This is a genomic window from Pseudomonas sp. GW822-FHT03F08 (assembly GCF_058801265.1).
This window is the reverse complement of the sequence record NZ_JBXANC010000004.1, coordinates 46243-61790: the sequence shown is the minus strand read 5'-3', so window position 1 is coordinate 61790 and position 15548 is coordinate 46243. Positions and strand designations below refer to the sequence as shown.

The window sequence follows — 15548 nt, the reverse complement described above, 5'->3', positions numbered from 1 at the left end:
TTGTCTGAAATTGTTCCGCACGCAGCGGAAGTTTCGGATGACCTGATGAGACTTCTCTTTTTCTGCTAGCGAATTGGCCTTCATCCTCACAAGAAAAGTGATGTTGTCTGCTTTTCGCGTAGGCCATTTCCTAATTTGTACTTCGGCTCTCTACTCGGCCATGGCTCTCGGCGAGAATCCCCGGCCGCCCCTCCTGTAGAGAATCGCCCATGTTCGATCCAGCCGACGAGTCGTCGTTTCGTCTCGATGTCACGGGTCTGTCCGCCCCGCTCGAAGTCCTGGCCTTTACCGGTTGCGAGGCGATCAGCGAGCCTTTTTCGTTCGAAATCGATCTGTTGATCGACGACCCTCATCTCGACCTTGCCGGCCTGCTGTACCGCTCGGCGCGTCTGTGCTTCGGGCCTTCGGGCAACGGCGTGCACGGACAGTTGCAGGGTCTTGTCCAGCACGAACAGGGGCATGGCGCCAGATTGTGCCGGGCACGACTGGGCCCGAAGCTGAGTTGTCTGGGCCTGCGCCATAGCCAGCGAATCTTCAGTGGCCGGTCGGTGCCGCAGATCCTCGATCAGGTGCTCAGGGAGCACGGTATCAGCGGCCATCAGCGCCGGTTCGAATTGCAGGCGGACCACCCGTCACGCAGGTTTTGCACTCAATACGGCGAATCGGACCTGCAACTGGTGCAGCGCTTGTGCGCGCAGTCGCGGATCCACTATCACTTCGAACATGGGCGCGAGAACCATTGCCTGGTGTTCGGTGACGATCCGGCGTTGCTGCCGCAAACGGGGAGGGTGAGTTTCGCGGCGCAGGGGCGTGCGCCGGCGGTGCGCCGCTGGCTGATGCGGGAGCGGGTCCGAGAGCCCGGTGATGACGCCCTGCGGACCCGAACGGCGCAGGGACACTCCGATGTGCCAACCCTGCGTTGCGGTCGGTGGCTGAGTTTGTCCCCGCGGCCGTTTGCAGAGTGCGACACCCACTGGCTGTTGACCCGTATCGAGCACCGCGCCGATCAGATGCTCGAACCCTCCTACAGCAACCGCCTCTGTGCCGGCGAGCACTTGCAGGCGTGTGAACCGGTCGTCGAACGTTCGGCATTGCGCATGGGCAGTTTGCAGCGGGCCTGGGTGGTGGCGGTCGACGAGCCGCAACCGGATCGCTCGCGGCCGGTCGCGGTGCAGTTCGACTGGCTCTATCAGGGCGAAGGGGCAAAACCCAGCCACTGCTGGCTGCCATTGGCTCCTGCGTTGGCGGATACGACGCTGACGTCATTGCGTGAAGGCGTCGAGGTGGTGGTGAGCTTTCTCGAGGGCGATCCCGAGCAACCGGTGATCAGTGGTGTTCTGCAGTCGGCGGCAACCACTGAGTGCCATGAGGATGACGAACCGCCGCCACTGCCCGACACCCTGGCGAGTGAAGGCCTGGCGCCATGGCTGAAGACGGGCGAGCCCTTGCTGCTGCTGTGTCTGATGCCGGGAGGCGGCAGTTATCACCACTGCCGGGAGTCGGTGTGCAGCTGCCGACTGGTCGCCGGGTTCAGCCCTGGCGATGGACGATGAGTGGCAAGGCGCCGGGGCAGCGTGCGCAATGGCTGTTGCTGGATGTCGGGCATGCACCGCAGGCGTTGAGCGTATTGCGTCAGGCGTTCTCCGGCGTACCGAGCCTGAAGCTGTTTGACGGCACGGAGTTTCAGCCCGTGTGCGAGCAGGGGCCGTTGTTGGTCGATCTGCGCGATTGCCCGGTGTTGTCGGCGTTGTGTCACACAGACCCACAGACCTGGTGCGGGCTGCTGCTAGGCAGCGATGCCTCGAGCGAATCACTGCGTGAACATTTGCAACGGATGCTGACGGTTTCCGTCGGCCTGAATCATCGTGCGCTGCTCAGTTACTACGACCGGCAGACCGCCAGTTACTTTTTCGACGCCTGCGATGCCCGCCAGTTGAGCCGCTGGCTCGGGCCGATCAGTTGGCTGCGCTGGTTCGGCGGCACCTGGGCCGACCGGGCGAGCGGCAGCCTGGGCTGGCAACAGCTGCGAAATCCGGGACTGGCCATCGAGCCACTGAAGATTGAACAGGGGCTTACCCATCATCAACGTGAGCGCCTGCATCGCTGCCTGCTGGAGCAACATATCTGGCGCTGGAGCCAATCGACGGGAACCGATTACCGCACGTTGTCCTCCCACGTTGAACAGGGCCTGACTTTGGGTTTCAGCGAGCGGGCCGTGCTGGACGACTGGTTGTGGCTACGCTTGCAGCATCCCCGGGCAGAACTGATGCAACCGCCACAAGGATTGACCCAGCAAGAGCGGCTCGACCATCTGCGTCGACGCTGGCAGAACGATCCGGAGTGAGGTGCTCCCCTTCATCGCCTCAGTGAACGGTGCCGACAAACCAGCCGTCGTTGCGCCGCAGTCGCCACGCCAATGTGCCGAGAGTCAGGCTGCGCAGCACCATGAACAGCAGGAATGAAATCCACAGCCCGTGATTGCCCAGCCCGTTCAGCGCCCAGGCGAACGGCACCAGCAGAGCGACCGTCAGCAGCATGCCGTTGCGCATTTCCCGGGCGCGGGTGGCGCCGATGAACAGACCGTCGAGCAAGTAGCTCCAGACCGCAATCAACGGCAGGACGGCAAGGTAAGGCAGGTAGATGAACGCGGTGTCGCGCACGCTCTGGATATCGGTCTGCATCTCTATGAACAGGTGCCCGGCAAAAAGAAACAGCGCGGCAAAGCCCAGGCTTGCGAGCAGCGACCAGCCGCCGGCCACCACCAGCGAACGGCGCAGGGCGAGGCGATCGCGGGCGCCAATGGCATGCCCGCACAAGGCTTCGACCGCGTGGGCCAGACCGTCCAGCGCATGGGCGGTCAACAGCAGGCCATTGAGCAGCAGCGCATTGGCCGCGACCGTAGCGTCACCCAGTCGTGCGCCTTGTACGGTGATCAGGAAAAACACCGATTGCAGCGCCAGGCTGCGGATGAAGATGTCGCGGTTGACCCCCAGCAGCGGTCGCCAGCTCTGCCACAACCTCAATGCGGCCCAGACGATGTGCCCAGGATAGGCGCGCAGGGCCTTGCGGGTCAGCGCCAGACCGAGCAGGGCGCCGCTCCATTCGGCGATCACCGAAGCCCGGGCCGAACCGACCACGCCCCAGTCCAGGCCGATGACGAACCACAGGTTCAGCACGATGTTGATCAGGTTGGTCGTCAGCAGAATCGCCAGCGGCGCCCGGGCGTTCTGGGTGCCGAGGAACCAGCCGACCAGCGCATAACTGGCCAGTGCCGCCGGCAGCCCGAACAGGCGGGTGTGGAAGAAGTCGCGGGTCAACTGATTGAGTTCCGGCGAAGGCTGCATGAAGTGCAGGGCGACACCGCTCAGCGGCACGCCCACGGCACCCAGCAGTAGTGCCAGGCCCATGGCCAGCAACAGACCTTGCAGCAGGATTTGCCGCAGCGCCGCACCATCGCTGCGCCCGGCAGCCTGTGCGGCGAACCCGGTGGTGCCCATGCGCAGGAAACCCATGGCCCAGGCCAGAAAGGTGTACAGGCTGGCCCCGACCGCCACCGCGCCCAACTGATGGGCGTGGGGCAGGTGACCGATGACGGTGCTGTCGACCAGCGCCACCAGCGGCACGGAAATGTTGGAAAGGATCATGGGGGCGGCGAGGGCCCAGACCCGGCGATGGGTCGGGCGGTCGCGCCAGTCGGCGATCAGGTTGGACATGCGGGCTCCTTGGGGAGCGGCATTGTAGCGGGTGGGGTCAGTGAATGATCCAGCTCAGCAGCCACAACCCCAGCAGCAACCAGATGATTCCCGCAATGATCGACGCATTCATGAATGCGCGGATCGCCGACCACAGCAGCATCAGGCCGACGATCAGCGCGATGATGCTGATGATCGAAGTGTCCATGCCCAAGGCCTTCGCCAGCCCGTCGACGAAGTTGCCGCCGGCATTGCCCAAGATGTTGAACAGGCCGCTCAGGCCGTCGACGATGAAGCGGATGATCGAGCCGAGCGCCTGGCCCAGCCATTCGAAAAAGCTTTCTACCTGCATGTTTGCATCCTGATGAAAGAGCTGAGCCTTGGGCCGCGCCGGGGGCGGCCGAGTTCCCTGCAAGCATAGAGGGTTTGCCGGGTGGTGGCTGCCCCTTGCCTTCGCGCAGCATCCCCCCGAAGCTATACGCCTTCAGGAGAAAACGATGAACCTTGTTGAACTGACCGAACGCCTGCACGCCATTCGCGACCGCAATGACTGGCGGCAATTTCACAGCCCGAAAAACCTGGCCATGGCTGCCAGCGTGGAGATGTCCGAGCTGGTGGAAATCTTCCAGTGGCTGACCGAAGACCAGTCGCGCGAATTGCCCGCGGACAAACTGGCCCATGCCGGCCAGGAAGTCGGTGATATCGTCCTCTATCTGTTGCTGCTGTGCAGCGAACTGGGGCTGGACATGAATGCAGTGGTGCGCAGCAAGCTCGCCGACAGCGAACGGCGGTTCAGCTGATGAGCGACCGTCATTTCGATCAGTTGGCGACCCGTTTCGCCGAAAAAATCTACGGCGGAGCCAAAGGCGCGATCCGCCTCGCGGTGTTGCAGGCGGATCTTGCCGAAGCCCTGCCGGATCGCCCGTTGCGGGTGCTGGACATCGGCGGTGGTCTTGGCCACATGTCGCTGTGGCTGGCCGAGCGTGGGCACGACGTGACCTTTACCGAGCCGGCTGAACCGATGCTCGAAGGCGCGCGTCAGCGTTTCGCCGAGGCCGGGCAGACCGCGACGTTCATTCAGGCGCCGTGGCAGGAACTGCTCGGTCAACTCACCGAACCCTATGACGTGGTGATCTGCCACGCCGTGCTCGAATGGCTGGCCGAACCCCACGCGATCCTGCCGGTGCTGCATCAACTGACCAAGCCCGGCGGCTGGCTGTCGCTGGCGTTCTACAACCGTGATGCGCTGGTTTATCGCAACCTGCTCAAAGGCCATTTCAAGAAAATGCGCAAGAACGACATGGCCGGCGAGAAGCAGAGCCTGACCCCGCAGCAGCCGCTCGATCCACGGGAGCTGGCCGCGCAACTCGAAGGGTTGTGGCAGGTCGAAACTCAGAGCGGGGTGCGGGTTTTCCACGATTACATGCCGGTGGAATTCCAGGCCCGCGCCGAGTTGATCGATTTGCTCGAGATGGAGCTCGCCCACCGTCGTCACCCAAGCTTCGCCGGGCTTGGGCGTTACTTGCACTGGATCTGCCGGCCGATCTGATCGGAGCGTGAAATGAAAGGTCATTCAGGGTTACTGCTGATCTGTCTGGGGTTGGCCGCGTGTCAGGGCAGCAATCCCTATGTGGCGCAGTCGCGGCCATTGCCGCCGGCACCACCGCAAGCCGCGACCACCTTCGATCGCAGCGCCTACCCGGCACCGCCAAGGGATTACGGGCGCTACCGCAGTTGGGCGTGGCTCAATGGGCGCCTGCCTGCGGGCAGCGCATGGGCGGATTCGGCGCAAGTGGCCGAGGCGGTGAGCAATGCGCTGGACCAACGTGGCTTGCGCCCGTTGCATGACAATCGCCCGGCCGACCTGTTTGTCAGTGCCAACCTGAGTCTGGAAACCCGACTGCGCCAGGTCCAGGACGATTACGGGTACGGCGGATACGGTGGTTATGACCGTTACGGCCGAGGCTACGGGATGTACAACACAGTGCCGATCGTACGCACCTATCAGGAGCTGGTCGTGGTGGTTCGAGTCGATCTGTTCGATGCCGGCAGCGGTCAGCCGGTCTGGAGTGCCAGCGCCGAAACCGGCACCCAGGGCAACCAGAGTGACCGGGCCGATGCGATCCGGGAGGCTGTCGAAAAGGCAATGTCGGCGTATCCTCCCAGTTAGCTTCCTGCCAATGAGAAGCTCCCCAGGTTCATGTCTTCCACCGGAGAAAAACCATGTTCCGCCGTCTCGCTTTACTGGCCGTGGCCGCGCTGCTCAGTGCGTGCGCCGCGAACCAGGTCAATCATGACTTCGACGCCAGCCGCGACTTTGCCGCCTACCGTAGCTGGAGCTGGAAAGAACCCGCCCTGCAATACCGTCCCGACGACCCACGGATCAAGAGCGACCTGACCGAACAGCGCATCCGCCAGTCTGTCGCCGATCAACTCGACCAGCGCGGCCTGCGTCCGGCCGCTGCGGGCAGCAAAGGTGACTTGAATGTGCAGACCTACCTGATCGTCGAGGATCGCCAGCAACAGGTGACCACCAACTACGGCGGCGGTTGGGGTGGCCCGTGGAACGGTTACTGGGGCGCACCGATGTACAACGAAACCCGCAACATCACCTACAAGGTGGCGACCATTCAGGTTGATCTGCTCGACGGCAAGGACGGCAAACTGGTGTGGCGCGGCAGCGATGAACAGATGCTCAGTCGCACGCCGAACCCGGCGGATCGCAGCAACGCCATTCGCGAGACGGTGACGCGAATCCTGTCGAACTATCCACCGCGCTAAGCCAGTGCAAAAAACGGGAGCCATGGGCTCCCGTTTTTTTTGCATGGCGCGTTGCCAGCAGTCTCGTTGTGCCACGTCTACACTGACACCCACCCATGGAGGTTGCGCCCGGCTGTGCGCCGGCAAAGGAGTGCGCCATGTCGCGTCATTCACAGTGTGGCGGCCCGGCCCGGCAGCGGGGGGCCATCGGCTTGATGGCGGCTGCCACCCTCAGCCTGGCACTGATATTGATGCTGCTGGTGGTGGACACCGGCCGGTTGTACATGGAGCAACGCAAACTGCAGCGACTGGTGGATACCGCCGCCCTGGAAGCCGTCAGCCGTGGCGGCAATTGCCTGCCGGGACTCACCGCCGCCAGCTACGCCGGGCAAAGTGCGACCCGCAACGGTTTTACCGCCGATGCCAACAACGTCATCGTGGTCGATTGCGGAACGCTGGTGACCGCTGCCAGCGGCCTGCGCACCTTTACGGTGGATGCCACGCAATCGGCGGCGGTCAAGGTCGCGGTCAACCACACCGTGACCACCAGTTTTGCCGGGGGCGTGCAGGCGCTGTTCAGTAGCACGCCGGTCAGTCTCAACACTGTGCTCTACGCCTCGGCGGTGGCCGCCCTGCCAAAGCCGACCGTCGCCCAACTGAATATCCGCAGTAACCTGGCCAGCATCAACACCGCCCAGTCGAACATCCTCAACCCGCTGTTTTCCGGGTTGCTCGGTGGCAACGTCAACCTGACGGCCTTGGGCTGGAACGGCTTGCTCAACACCGACATCAACCTGCTCAGCTACCTGAATCAACTGGCGATCAACCTCAACGTGGCCGCTGGCAACTACACCCAGTTGCTCAATACCCAGGCCACGGTGACGCAACTGATTCAGGCTGCTGTCTCGGTGGTGCAACTCAATGGCGCGACAGCCGACGTAATCACTGCGTTGGGCCAGCTGCAAGTGGCGGCAACCAATGCCGCGCCGGTAAAGCTCGGTGACATCCTGCAACTGCAGACCGGCACCACGGCGGCCGGACTCGACGCCAATCTGCAATTGCTGCAACTGGTTCAGGGGGTGATTCAGTTGGCCAACAGCAAAAGTGCGGTGGCCGCGACCTTGCCGATCAGCGTGCTGGGGCTGGCGAATGTCACGGTGCGGGTCAAGGTCATCGAGCCGCCGCAGTTCTCTGCGATTGGTGATCCGGCGCTGGCCAAGGCCAATCCCACCGGGCCGAACCGCATTTATGTGCGCACGGCGCAGATCCGCACGATGCTTTCAGTGAATCTGCCGGTGTTATCCGGGGTGGCCGGGCTGAGCAACGCGGTATTGGGGCTGGTCGGCACGCTGTCCACGACCATCAATCAGTTGTTGACCCTGAATCTGGTCTCGTTGGTGAACTCACTCGTCTGTCTCAGTTGCGAGCGAATGGACCCGTTGTTGTTGCCATCACCGGAAATCGACATCAGCCTGGATGCCGGCGGCGCCATCAGCTACGTCACCGACTACAGCTGCCCGACCGACAATAGCGGCACCAAAAGCCTGACGGCCCACACCATCACGTCGGTTGCCGACCTCAAACTGGGCAAGATCGACCCGACCAACGCGTTTTCATCCTCTGCCGAGCCCACGGTCACCCCGTTGCCCCTGGTGGACCTGGGTATTGTGACCTGCCATACGATTTTGGGCATTGGTGGCTGCGATCCAAGCACCCACGTTCAATACGCCGCCGGCGGCATTGCGATCATGGTCAACACCAGCGTGGCGCAGAATACTCAGGATCTGGTGTTTTCCAGCGGCACGCCGTTCGCCACGCCGCCAAACCTGAAACTGCCGCCGAGCGTGATTTCCGCTGCGCCCTCCAGCAACATCGTCAACAGCCTGGCGAGCACCCTCGCCGGGATCAATCTGATTGTCTACCAACCGGTCGGCAGCAATCCCCTTGGCGCCGTTGTCGCTGGCGTGGCGGGTCTCATCAGCAGCGTCACGACGATCCTGCAGCCGCTCATTACCAACCTCGTGAGTCCGCTGCTCGACCCGCTGCTCAACAATTTGCTCAGCGGGCTGGGGATCAATCTGATGGATGTCGACGTCGGCGCCAACATGACCTGCGGCCAGACCGGCAAGGCGTATCTGGTGATCTAGTCGTCGGGGGCGATCGGCAGTTCGATGCAGAACCGTGCGCCGTCCACCGAGTTGCGCACACTGAGATGACCGCCCATGTTGTCGATGATCCCGTAACTCACCGACAACCCCAGACCGGTGCCGACACCCACCGGTTTGGTGGTGAAGAACGGTTCGAAAATCCGCTCCAGCAGTCGCGAGTCGATACCGCCGCCGTTGTCCTCGACCCACAGTCTTACTTTCTGCTCGTCGCGCTCGGCATAGATCGAGATCCACGGTTTGAACGCTGAATCGGACTCACGCTTGCCCAGCAACGCATCCCGAGCGTTGACCATCAGGTTGATCAATACCTGCTCAAGCTGATCGACATAACCGCGTACCTGAACCTCGAACGCGGTTTCACTGATGCGCAAATCCACGCCTTTGCCACGCATGCCTTCGGCCAGCAGCGACAGCGTGCCTTCGATGGCGCTGGCCGGGTTGAACAGTTGTTGCTCGATCTCGGAACGGCGGCCGAACACCCGCATGTGGTCCACTACTTTCGCGGCGCGCTGGACCTGCGCGTCGATGCGATTGAGTTTGTCGGTCAGGTAATCGATCTGCACATCGCCGTTGCTCAGGCGCTTCTGCACGTTGACGATGGCCATGCGCATGACGTTCAGCGGCTGATTGATTTCGTGGGCGAGACCTGTGGCCATTTCGCCGAGGGTGGCCATTTTCGCGCTTTGCGTGAGTTGCTGCTGGGAGCGGCGCACTTCGGTGTTGTCGCGGCCCACCGCCTGCACTTCGATCAGTTTTCCGTGCTCATCGAACACCCCGCGATCCGACCACACCCACCACGCATGTTCGCGCCCCGGCAATTGCAGGTTGATTTCCGCGGTGCTGACGGGTGATTGCGGGGTCAGCAACGCCAGGTGCTCAACGAAGGCGGCGCGCTGAACGTCGGACATCCAGCTGCCCAGATCGACGCCCGCCAGGGCTTCCGGGGCGCATTCCAAGTACGTCGCCAGCGGCCGGTTGCCGAACGTCAGAATGAGGTCCGGGCGATAGCGGCAGATCATCGCCGGCGAGTCTTCCACCAGAATCCGGTAGCGTTCTTCACTCTGTCTGACCTGTTCGGCGGCCAGCGTCGCTTCGGTGACGTCCAGCCACAAACCGACGGCCTCCACCGGCAGGCCGAGGTCATTGCGCAACAGCCGGGCTTCGTCGAGCAGCCAGTGATAATCGCCGCGACTGTCGCGCAACCGATAACGGGCGCGTACCGAGCCTTCGCGCAGCAGTTGTCGGGTCCGTTCGAAATACAGGGCCCGGTCATCTGGATGAATCCGCTCTGCCAGCGCGCTGGCGTCGCAGTCTTCCAGGCTCCAGCCCATTAACGGTTGCAGACTGGCGCTGAAGAACGCTGGCAGCAAGGCCCCTTCGACGTAGTGCTGGACGTAAATGACCGCCGGAGAACTGGCGATCAGGTTGTCCAGCCGCGCATGGGCTGCAGCGGCCAGTTGCTGCTGGTTCTTGATGTCGCTGATGTCGAGCATGAAACCCACCAGCCGGCGGTGATCGCCGGTGCCGGTGACTTGTCCCTGAAGGCGATACCATGCCGGCATCTGACCGGCGTCGGGATGATGCAAACGCACGCACAGGTCGAGGATTTCCCCGTGCAGTTGCAGGGCTTGCAGGCGGCTGCGGACTTCTTCGCGGTCAGCGGGGTGGATCAGCATCAGCCAGTTTTCCAGCGTCAGTGTCAGCCTGTCCTGTTGCAGGAGGGTGGCCAGCGTCGGAGCCAGGTGAATTTGTTCGCCATTGTCGATTTCCCACCAGCCGGTGCCGAGCAATGTCTGCAAGGATTCCAATCGCTCCAGTTGCAGCTGATGTTGCTGTTCACGCAGGCGTCCGAGCAGCGGCCCCGCCAGTGCGCCGGCCAGCATCAGCCAGTCGCGATCGGTCAGATACGGCGCGGTCTTGTCCACCGCATAAAAGCCGCAGAGCAACCACGCCATCACGCCTCGGTCATCGCTGTAAGGCACGGCGAAACCTTCGGCATTGCCGAACAGGCCCTGGACCCGTGAGTGTTCATACTGGCCGTAATGCGCACCCAGGCGCTGCGGGCCGGTGCCATTGAGGCTGTCGAGCGGCGTGCCCAGACGCTGGCCGTCATGCCACAGCGCCGGTGCGTCATGGGCGTGGAATTGCTGGTGGATCAGCCAGCCCTGTTCCTGTTCATCGAGCAGCGCGAGTGCCAGGCACGGGATCTGCCAGCGCTGGGCGATCACTTGCAATTGTTCGCTGACAAGCATCGGCAATCGTCCCAGGCTGCAGCTGCGCAACTGTTTGCTGATCTGCTCGGCGATCAGATGGCACGCTTCGCGCTGACGTGATTGCTGGCGTTCGAGCAACAGGTCGGCAATGTCCATCAGTTGCAGCAGCCAGCCACTGCCCAGCGGCTGGACCCAGCCTCGCAGGTGCAGGGTCTGGTCGCTCAGGCCTGGGAAATCCAGATCCAGCAGTTGCCCTTGCCAGTCCAGCGGCCGGCCCTCGATGGCCAGCGTGCTGTGAGGCAGCAGGTAGTCGTGCAATGGCAACGGTTTGTCACGGGGCGTCTGTTGCGCCAGCAGCAGGCGCAGCGGGCCGGCCATTTGCAACACGCCGCCTTCGCTGTCGAGGTGGATATGCAGGCCCGTCAAAGGCGAACCGAGCACGTCCGGCAAATCGTTGGCGAGCATGCCCCGCTTCATCAGGCGGCCGAGCAGGTTGTCACCCGGGGTCAAAATTTCAGGCTCGAGATGGCGGTCAGGTTGGTGGGCAGGCTGGGCACAGTGCCGACGCCCGGCAACACCAGAAACGGGATGACCTGATTCAGTTTGCTGACCGGGTAATTGACGCTGACGGTGAGGGTGCCAAGTGTCGGGTCATAGACCGCTGACGTATCAGTGCCGACCACCACATTCAGTGACGACGGCAGCACCGACAATTGCTGGGTCAACGCAGCATTGGCGGTACTGACCAGCACGGTCGAATAGTTGGGGATCGTGGGATCGACCGCTACGGCGCGGCGTATCGCTTCGGCCGTGACCTGGTTGAACGTCTGCATCAACACAAACGGCAGGCTGTAGCTGACGAGGCCGTAAAACACCGCAAAAAAGATCACGAATACCAGGGCGAACTCGATCGCCACCGCACCTTTTTGCGCCTTCCGAGAGCCGGTTTTCATCCGTGCGTCTACCCTGACAGTCACTGCGTAGTATCAGCATAGAATCATTCAGCAAAAACGGACGGTTTTTACCGGATGCAAAGTCTTGTCCTACTGATCTGGCTGGCGGTCTGCGCGGCACAGGATGCCCGGCAACGACGGATTGCCAATGCCCTGACCCTGGGGGTCGGTACCCTGGCGCTGGTCTATCTGGTGTATTTCGGCACCACCTGGATGGGCGCCGAAGCGGGGCAGGGCGGTTGGGCTTGCCTGGTGGCGCTGGCGTTCACGTTGCCCGGGTATTTCATGGGGCGAATGGGCGCCGGCGATGTGAAATTAATGACAGCTCTTGGCCTTGCGACGGACGGCACATCGCTGCTCGGGATTTTTATCGGTGCCGGCGCGGCGAGCCTGATCTGGATTCTACTGGCGCCAAGAGTCTGGCTGCATATGAGTCAAGGGCTTAGGCATCGTCTTCGATATATGGCGCCATCGATGTCAAAAAAGCTGCCATTTGCGCCGTTCGTGCTGATCGGGTTTTTACTTGCACTACCCTGGATCCATTAGTCGCTAAACGCCACTAGTCTTATGTACATAGTCGGAAAGTGCGTCTACTTTCAAAGGTACTGGTTATACGGCCAACGGCTGACAGTACAGGAATGGTCAGTTTTGGCCCGGGCATGGAGTGGCACGTGAACAAGCTTACATCTGCGGTAAAAGTCCTCGTTGTCGATGATCAGCCTCTGATCGTCGAAGAACTCTGTGAATTTCTCGAGAGCAGCGGCTACCGCTGTGTTCCGTGCGAGTCCAGCAAAGAGGCGATCGAGCGTTTTACTGACGACACCGCGATCGGTCTGGTGCTGTGCGACCTGCACATGCCGGACATGGACGGCATTCAGCTGGTGCAGGAACTGCAACGGCTGGCCGGCAAACACCGGGCGTTCGAAGCGATCATGCTCACCGGCCGCGCCGACAAGCAGGACGTGATCAAGGCGTTGCGCGCCGGGATTGCCGACTACTACCAGAAACCGGTCAATCTGGACGAGTTGCTGGAGGGTCTGCAGCGTCAGGAGGTGGTGCTGCAGGAACGGCAGAAAACCCTGCAACTGGGGCATCTGAATCAGAAGCTTCAGGACCTGTCGTCGTCCATCGATGATCTTTATCAGGATCTGGACAAGGTTCGTCGCGGCCCTGCGCCCGTCAGTAACGAGGTGCCGAGCGAGGCCGATGCACTGGAGATCCCGGCGATCTTCAATCAGCTGTCGCCACGGCAACTGGACGTGGCACGCCTGGTGGGCAAGGGGCAGACCAATTATCAGATCGCGTGCGAGTTGGGCATTACCGAGAACACCGTGAAGCTTTACGTTTCGCAGGTGTTGCGCCTGACCCACATGCATAACCGCACGCAGTTGGCGTTGGCGTTGTCGCCGGGTAACTCCGGTTTGCGTCAGCGAGTGACCGCACACTGAGACAGACTGCCGGGTAATCGCTCTACCCGGCATTCACCTTCGGTTTTGGAAACAGGTTGTCGAGGGTTTCCAGCAAACGCACGTGATAGATCGGCTTGCGGAACAGGTCCAGCACCTGCAACCGCAGCATGTCGCTCACGTCCTCCATGTCTGCATGTCCCGATGTCACGATCACCGGCAGATGCTGGCGCGAGGTGTGTTCGCGCAAGCGCTTGATCAACGACATGCCGCTTTCCTCCGGCATGCGCAGATCGGTGATCACCAGGGCGATATCGGGATGGCGGGTCAGGTGATGCAGGGCGAGCTTCACCGAGGTCGCGGTATGACAGACGAAGCCCTCGCCCTCCAGCAACTCCGCCAGCTCCAGCAATGCGTCCTCTTCGTCGTCAACCAGAAGCAACTGTTGGCGGGGCAGTGAGGAAGCAGTCATGGGGCAATCCCTGAGAAACTGAAGGTGGGTCCGAGTGTAGTGTGAGATTTACCAACCATCGAGTCAGGGCAGCTGCGTCGGCGCATTCTGTGACGAACCGCCCAGGGCCACGAGGATGTTGTTGAAGATCGCGAACACCTTGCCACCAACCGGCGTCACGAACACCACGACCACCACCGCGACCATTGCCACCACAATCGCGTATTCGATAGCCGACGCGGCTTCGGTACTCGTCAGAAGCAACCGGGCACGCATCATCAAGTATTCAAAGAGCATGGGAGTTCTCCTTACATGCCAGGGGCTGCCGGGCACCGGAAAGACAATGGGCGGGCAATGCCTGCGCGCTTTTTTCTCGGCAGCCGGCAGGCATGGATGGAGAGAAGGACTCGGTCAGGGGATGGTGGGTTTGGTCGGAACCGTACCATTCAGCGAGGTCATTATCGTGCTGAAGATGTTGTAGACCTTGGTGCCCATCGGGGAGACGAACACCACGACCACCACCGCCACCATGGCTACCACAATCGCGTACTCGATAGCCGATGCTCCTTCATCGCTCTTGAGGAACAGCCGCACCCTGGCCGCCAGATAGTCGAGACTCATACGAAACATACGTCTACTCCTTCGCGCCTTTGGCGCTGATGTCACGCGACAGCGGCAAGGTTCCACCGTGCCATTTGAGCATTGTCAACAAACTCCCTCCCAACAACTGTAAGAACGAACTAATCACAAAGGATTAGTCGCTTCGTCATTTCCGGTATTTCGACTGCTAATTGGCCAACACCCATACTTTCGTAGGTTATTTGCCCGCCAGTAATGGCGTTTTGGCTTGTTTCAGCTAGCGTGGAAATAGCGAAATAGTTGGATGTTCATAGCTGCCTGATTGCGATGTTCCCTTGGTTGGAAGTGCGGGCTGGTAGTGCAGCAGGATAGGGAGAGCCGTCATGAACAGTCGTGTCACCATGGGCCTTGCCGCCGTGCTTTTACTGGGGGCCATTGTTGTCGGGTATTGGGGCCTGGTGCTCAGCCGGCAACCTGCTCCGGTTGCCGAGGCACCCGTGCCGGCGGTGGTCACCGTCGAAAAAACCGTCGCTGCCGCCGAAGACCAGACCCGCCAGCCAGTGGTGGTCCTGGTGCATGACGTCCCGCCGTTCACCCCCCTCACCGCCGCCGACCTGGCTGTTGAAAAACTGCGCAGTGCGCCTGCCGGCAGTCTCGGCACCATCGAGCAGGCCGTGGGCCGCACGCCGTGGCGCCACCTGAGTGCCGGGACCTGGCTCAACGATGAAAGCTTCGAGGCCGGTGGGACACTGGCGCGCATGATCCACCGCGATGAGCGCGCGCTGGCGGTGTCGGTCGATGAAGTCATCGGCGCGGCCGGGCAACTGGTTCCCGGGGATTACGTCGATGTGCTGCTGTTCCTGCGCCAGGACGCCAGCAACCCGCAGCAGTCGGCGCAGATTGTGGTGCCGGCCATGCGCGTGCTCGGTGTCGGCGAGCAATACGGCCTGACCAATGACGGTCAACCGTCCGCCCCCGCGTTGAGTGCCGACGACAAGATCAAACAGGATCAGCGCCGGATTGCCGCGCGCACCGTGGTGCTGGCGGTGCCCGAACAACTGCTGAGTCGAATGATGCTCGCCACTCAGGTCGGGACATTGCGCCTGGCGGTGCGCAGCAGCGAAGAACAGCGCCTGGCCAAGTATTGGGCCGGCGAAAGCCAGGCACCGGACAAACTGGTTGCCGCCAACAGCCAACTCTTCCAGTTCACTCAGCTGGCGCTGGGGACTGCGCCGAAAGCGCCGCCGAGCGGCGACCACGCGGGGGCGATACGGCCTGCGGTGGAAGTGATTCGCGGCAATCAGATCAACCAACAAAATCCATGAC

At 61.9% G+C, this 15548-nt stretch carries 17 protein-coding genes; 10 read left to right on the top strand and 7 right to left on the bottom strand.

Annotation, left to right across the window (positions count from 1 at the left end; genetic code table 11):
- Nucleotides 1-209 precede the first annotated feature (209 nt).
- Both AC1RME_RS10840 and AC1RME_RS10835 read left to right on the top strand, forming a co-directional pair.
- Nucleotides 210-1553, top strand: coding sequence for a type VI secretion system Vgr family protein (locus AC1RME_RS10840; protein WP_493071232.1), 1344 nt, complete (start codon nt 210-212; stop codon nt 1551-1553).
- On the top strand, nt 1550-2344 hold the full coding sequence (locus tag AC1RME_RS10835; protein ID WP_493071230.1) for a DUF4123 domain-containing protein: 795 nt from the start codon (nt 1550-1552) through the stop codon (nt 2342-2344). The genes AC1RME_RS10840 and AC1RME_RS10835 overlap by 4 nt, the downstream gene beginning before the upstream one ends.
- A 19-nt stretch (nt 2345-2363) precedes the next feature.
- Here the strand turns inward: AC1RME_RS10835 and AC1RME_RS10830 are convergent, their stop codons facing one another.
- Both AC1RME_RS10830 and AC1RME_RS10825 read right to left on the bottom strand, forming a co-directional pair.
- Complete coding sequence (locus AC1RME_RS10830; RefSeq protein WP_102620076.1) at nt 2364-3713, bottom strand: MATE family efflux transporter; 1350 nt, start codon at nt 3711-3713, stop codon at nt 2364-2366.
- Nucleotides 3714-3750: 37 nt separating this feature from the next.
- On the bottom strand, nt 3751-4044 hold the full coding sequence (locus AC1RME_RS10825; protein ID WP_085732747.1) for a hypothetical protein: 294 nt from the start codon (nt 4042-4044) through the stop codon (nt 3751-3753).
- Nucleotides 4045-4189: 145 nt separating this feature from the next.
- Here AC1RME_RS10825 and AC1RME_RS10820 point away from each other — a divergent pair, with 145 nt between their 5' ends.
- The 5 genes from AC1RME_RS10820 to AC1RME_RS10800 all read left to right on the top strand — a co-directional run bounded on the left by AC1RME_RS10820 (nt 4190) and on the right by AC1RME_RS10800 (nt 8599).
- Nucleotides 4190-4492 carry a MazG-like family protein gene (locus AC1RME_RS10820; protein ID WP_493091187.1) on the top strand — a complete coding sequence of 101 codons (303 nt, stop codon included), beginning with the start codon at nt 4190-4192 and terminating at the stop codon, nt 4490-4492.
- Nucleotides 4492-5241 (top strand): methyltransferase, encoded by a 750-nt coding sequence (locus AC1RME_RS10815; protein ID WP_096819729.1) that lies wholly within the window; start codon nt 4492-4494, stop codon nt 5239-5241. Before AC1RME_RS10820 ends, AC1RME_RS10815 begins: the two co-directional genes overlap by 1 nt.
- 12 nt (nt 5242-5253) lie before the next feature.
- Nucleotides 5254-5862 carry a DUF4136 domain-containing protein gene (locus tag AC1RME_RS10810; RefSeq protein WP_493091185.1) on the top strand — a complete coding sequence of 203 codons (609 nt, stop codon included), beginning with the start codon at nt 5254-5256 and terminating at the stop codon, nt 5860-5862.
- Nucleotides 5863-5915: 53 nt separating this feature from the next.
- Nucleotides 5916-6473, top strand: a complete 558-nt coding sequence (locus AC1RME_RS10805) for a DUF4136 domain-containing protein (RefSeq protein ID WP_096819727.1) — start codon at nt 5916-5918, stop codon at nt 6471-6473.
- 137 nt (nt 6474-6610) lie between these two features.
- Complete coding sequence (locus AC1RME_RS10800) at nt 6611-8599, top strand: pilus assembly protein TadG-related protein (protein ID WP_493071223.1); 1989 nt, start codon at nt 6611-6613, stop codon at nt 8597-8599.
- Here the strand turns inward: AC1RME_RS10800 and AC1RME_RS10795 are convergent.
- Together AC1RME_RS10795 and AC1RME_RS10790 are read right to left on the bottom strand one after the other, a co-directional pair.
- Nucleotides 8596-11343, bottom strand: coding sequence for a PAS domain-containing sensor histidine kinase (locus AC1RME_RS10795; RefSeq protein WP_493091183.1), 2748 nt, complete (start codon nt 11341-11343; stop codon nt 8596-8598). The genes AC1RME_RS10800 and AC1RME_RS10795 overlap by 4 nt on opposite strands.
- Nucleotides 11340-11786 carry a TadE/TadG family type IV pilus assembly protein gene (locus AC1RME_RS10790; protein WP_096819724.1) on the bottom strand — a complete coding sequence of 149 codons (447 nt, stop codon included), beginning with the start codon at nt 11784-11786 and terminating at the stop codon, nt 11340-11342. Before AC1RME_RS10790 ends, AC1RME_RS10795 begins: the two co-directional genes overlap by 4 nt.
- Nucleotides 11787-11861: 75 nt before the next feature.
- On the opposite strand from AC1RME_RS10790, the gene AC1RME_RS10785 reads away from it, so the two are divergent.
- Together AC1RME_RS10785 and AC1RME_RS10780 are read left to right on the top strand one after the other, a co-directional pair.
- Nucleotides 11862-12332: an A24 family peptidase gene (locus AC1RME_RS10785; protein WP_096819723.1), complete on the top strand. Its 471-nt coding sequence runs from the start codon at nt 11862-11864 to the stop codon at nt 12330-12332.
- Nucleotides 12333-12457: 125 nt separating this feature from the next.
- Entirely contained in the window at nt 12458-13234 is a 777-nt protein-coding gene (locus AC1RME_RS10780) for a response regulator transcription factor (protein ID WP_102620221.1), read from the top strand.
- Nucleotides 13235-13256: 22 nt separating this feature from the next.
- Here AC1RME_RS10780 and AC1RME_RS10775 read toward each other — a convergent pair whose 3' ends face one another.
- From AC1RME_RS10775 to AC1RME_RS10765, 3 genes are all read right to left on the bottom strand, one after another.
- Entirely contained in the window at nt 13257-13664 is a 408-nt protein-coding gene (locus tag AC1RME_RS10775; protein ID WP_102620071.1) for a response regulator, read from the bottom strand.
- A gap of 63 nt (nt 13665-13727) precedes the next feature.
- Nucleotides 13728-13940, bottom strand: a complete 213-nt coding sequence (locus AC1RME_RS10770; RefSeq protein WP_493071220.1) for a Flp family type IVb pilin — start codon at nt 13938-13940, stop codon at nt 13728-13730.
- Nucleotides 13941-14054: 114 nt separating this feature from the next.
- Nucleotides 14055-14273 carry a Flp family type IVb pilin gene (locus AC1RME_RS10765; protein ID WP_096819714.1) on the bottom strand — a complete coding sequence of 73 codons (219 nt, stop codon included), beginning with the start codon at nt 14271-14273 and terminating at the stop codon, nt 14055-14057.
- 332 nt (nt 14274-14605) lie between these two features.
- On the opposite strand from AC1RME_RS10765, the gene cpaB reads away from it, so the two are divergent.
- Complete coding sequence (cpaB, locus tag AC1RME_RS10760; RefSeq protein WP_493071218.1) at nt 14606-15547, top strand: Flp pilus assembly protein CpaB; 942 nt, start codon at nt 14606-14608, stop codon at nt 15545-15547.
- Nucleotide 15548 lies beyond the last annotated feature (1 nt).

Bases quoted from the DNA above. Each gene is read 5' to 3' on its own strand.
- AC1RME_RS10840 (WP_493071232.1), top strand. From the start codon at position 210: ATGTTCGATCCAGCCGACGAGTCGTCGTTTCGTCTCGATGTCACGGGT.
- AC1RME_RS10835 (WP_493071230.1), top strand. From the start codon at position 1,550: ATGAGTGGCAAGGCGCCGGGGCAGCGTGCGCAATGGCTGTTGCTGGAT.
- AC1RME_RS10830 (WP_102620076.1), bottom strand. From the start codon at position 3,713: ATGTCCAACCTGATCGCCGACTGGCGCGACCGCCCGACCCATCGCCGG.
- AC1RME_RS10825 (WP_085732747.1), bottom strand. From the start codon at position 4,044: ATGCAGGTAGAAAGCTTTTTCGAATGGCTGGGCCAGGCGCTCGGCTCG.
- AC1RME_RS10820 (WP_493091187.1), top strand. From the start codon at position 4,190: ATGAACCTTGTTGAACTGACCGAACGCCTGCACGCCATTCGCGACCGC.
- AC1RME_RS10815 (WP_096819729.1), top strand. From the start codon at position 4,492: ATGAGCGACCGTCATTTCGATCAGTTGGCGACCCGTTTCGCCGAAAAA.
- AC1RME_RS10810 (WP_493091185.1), top strand. From the start codon at position 5,254: ATGAAAGGTCATTCAGGGTTACTGCTGATCTGTCTGGGGTTGGCCGCG.
- AC1RME_RS10805 (WP_096819727.1), top strand. From the start codon at position 5,916: ATGTTCCGCCGTCTCGCTTTACTGGCCGTGGCCGCGCTGCTCAGTGCG.
- AC1RME_RS10800 (WP_493071223.1), top strand. From the start codon at position 6,611: ATGTCGCGTCATTCACAGTGTGGCGGCCCGGCCCGGCAGCGGGGGGCC.
- AC1RME_RS10790 (WP_096819724.1), bottom strand. From the start codon at position 11,786: ATGAAAACCGGCTCTCGGAAGGCGCAAAAAGGTGCGGTGGCGATCGAG.
- AC1RME_RS10785 (WP_096819723.1), top strand. From the start codon at position 11,862: ATGCAAAGTCTTGTCCTACTGATCTGGCTGGCGGTCTGCGCGGCACAG.
- AC1RME_RS10775 (WP_102620071.1), bottom strand. From the start codon at position 13,664: ATGACTGCTTCCTCACTGCCCCGCCAACAGTTGCTTCTGGTTGACGAC.
- AC1RME_RS10770 (WP_493071220.1), bottom strand. From the start codon at position 13,940: ATGCTCTTTGAATACTTGATGATGCGTGCCCGGTTGCTTCTGACGAGT.
- AC1RME_RS10765 (WP_096819714.1), bottom strand. From the start codon at position 14,273: ATGTTTCGTATGAGTCTCGACTATCTGGCGGCCAGGGTGCGGCTGTTC.
- cpaB (WP_493071218.1), top strand. From the start codon at position 14,606: ATGAACAGTCGTGTCACCATGGGCCTTGCCGCCGTGCTTTTACTGGGG.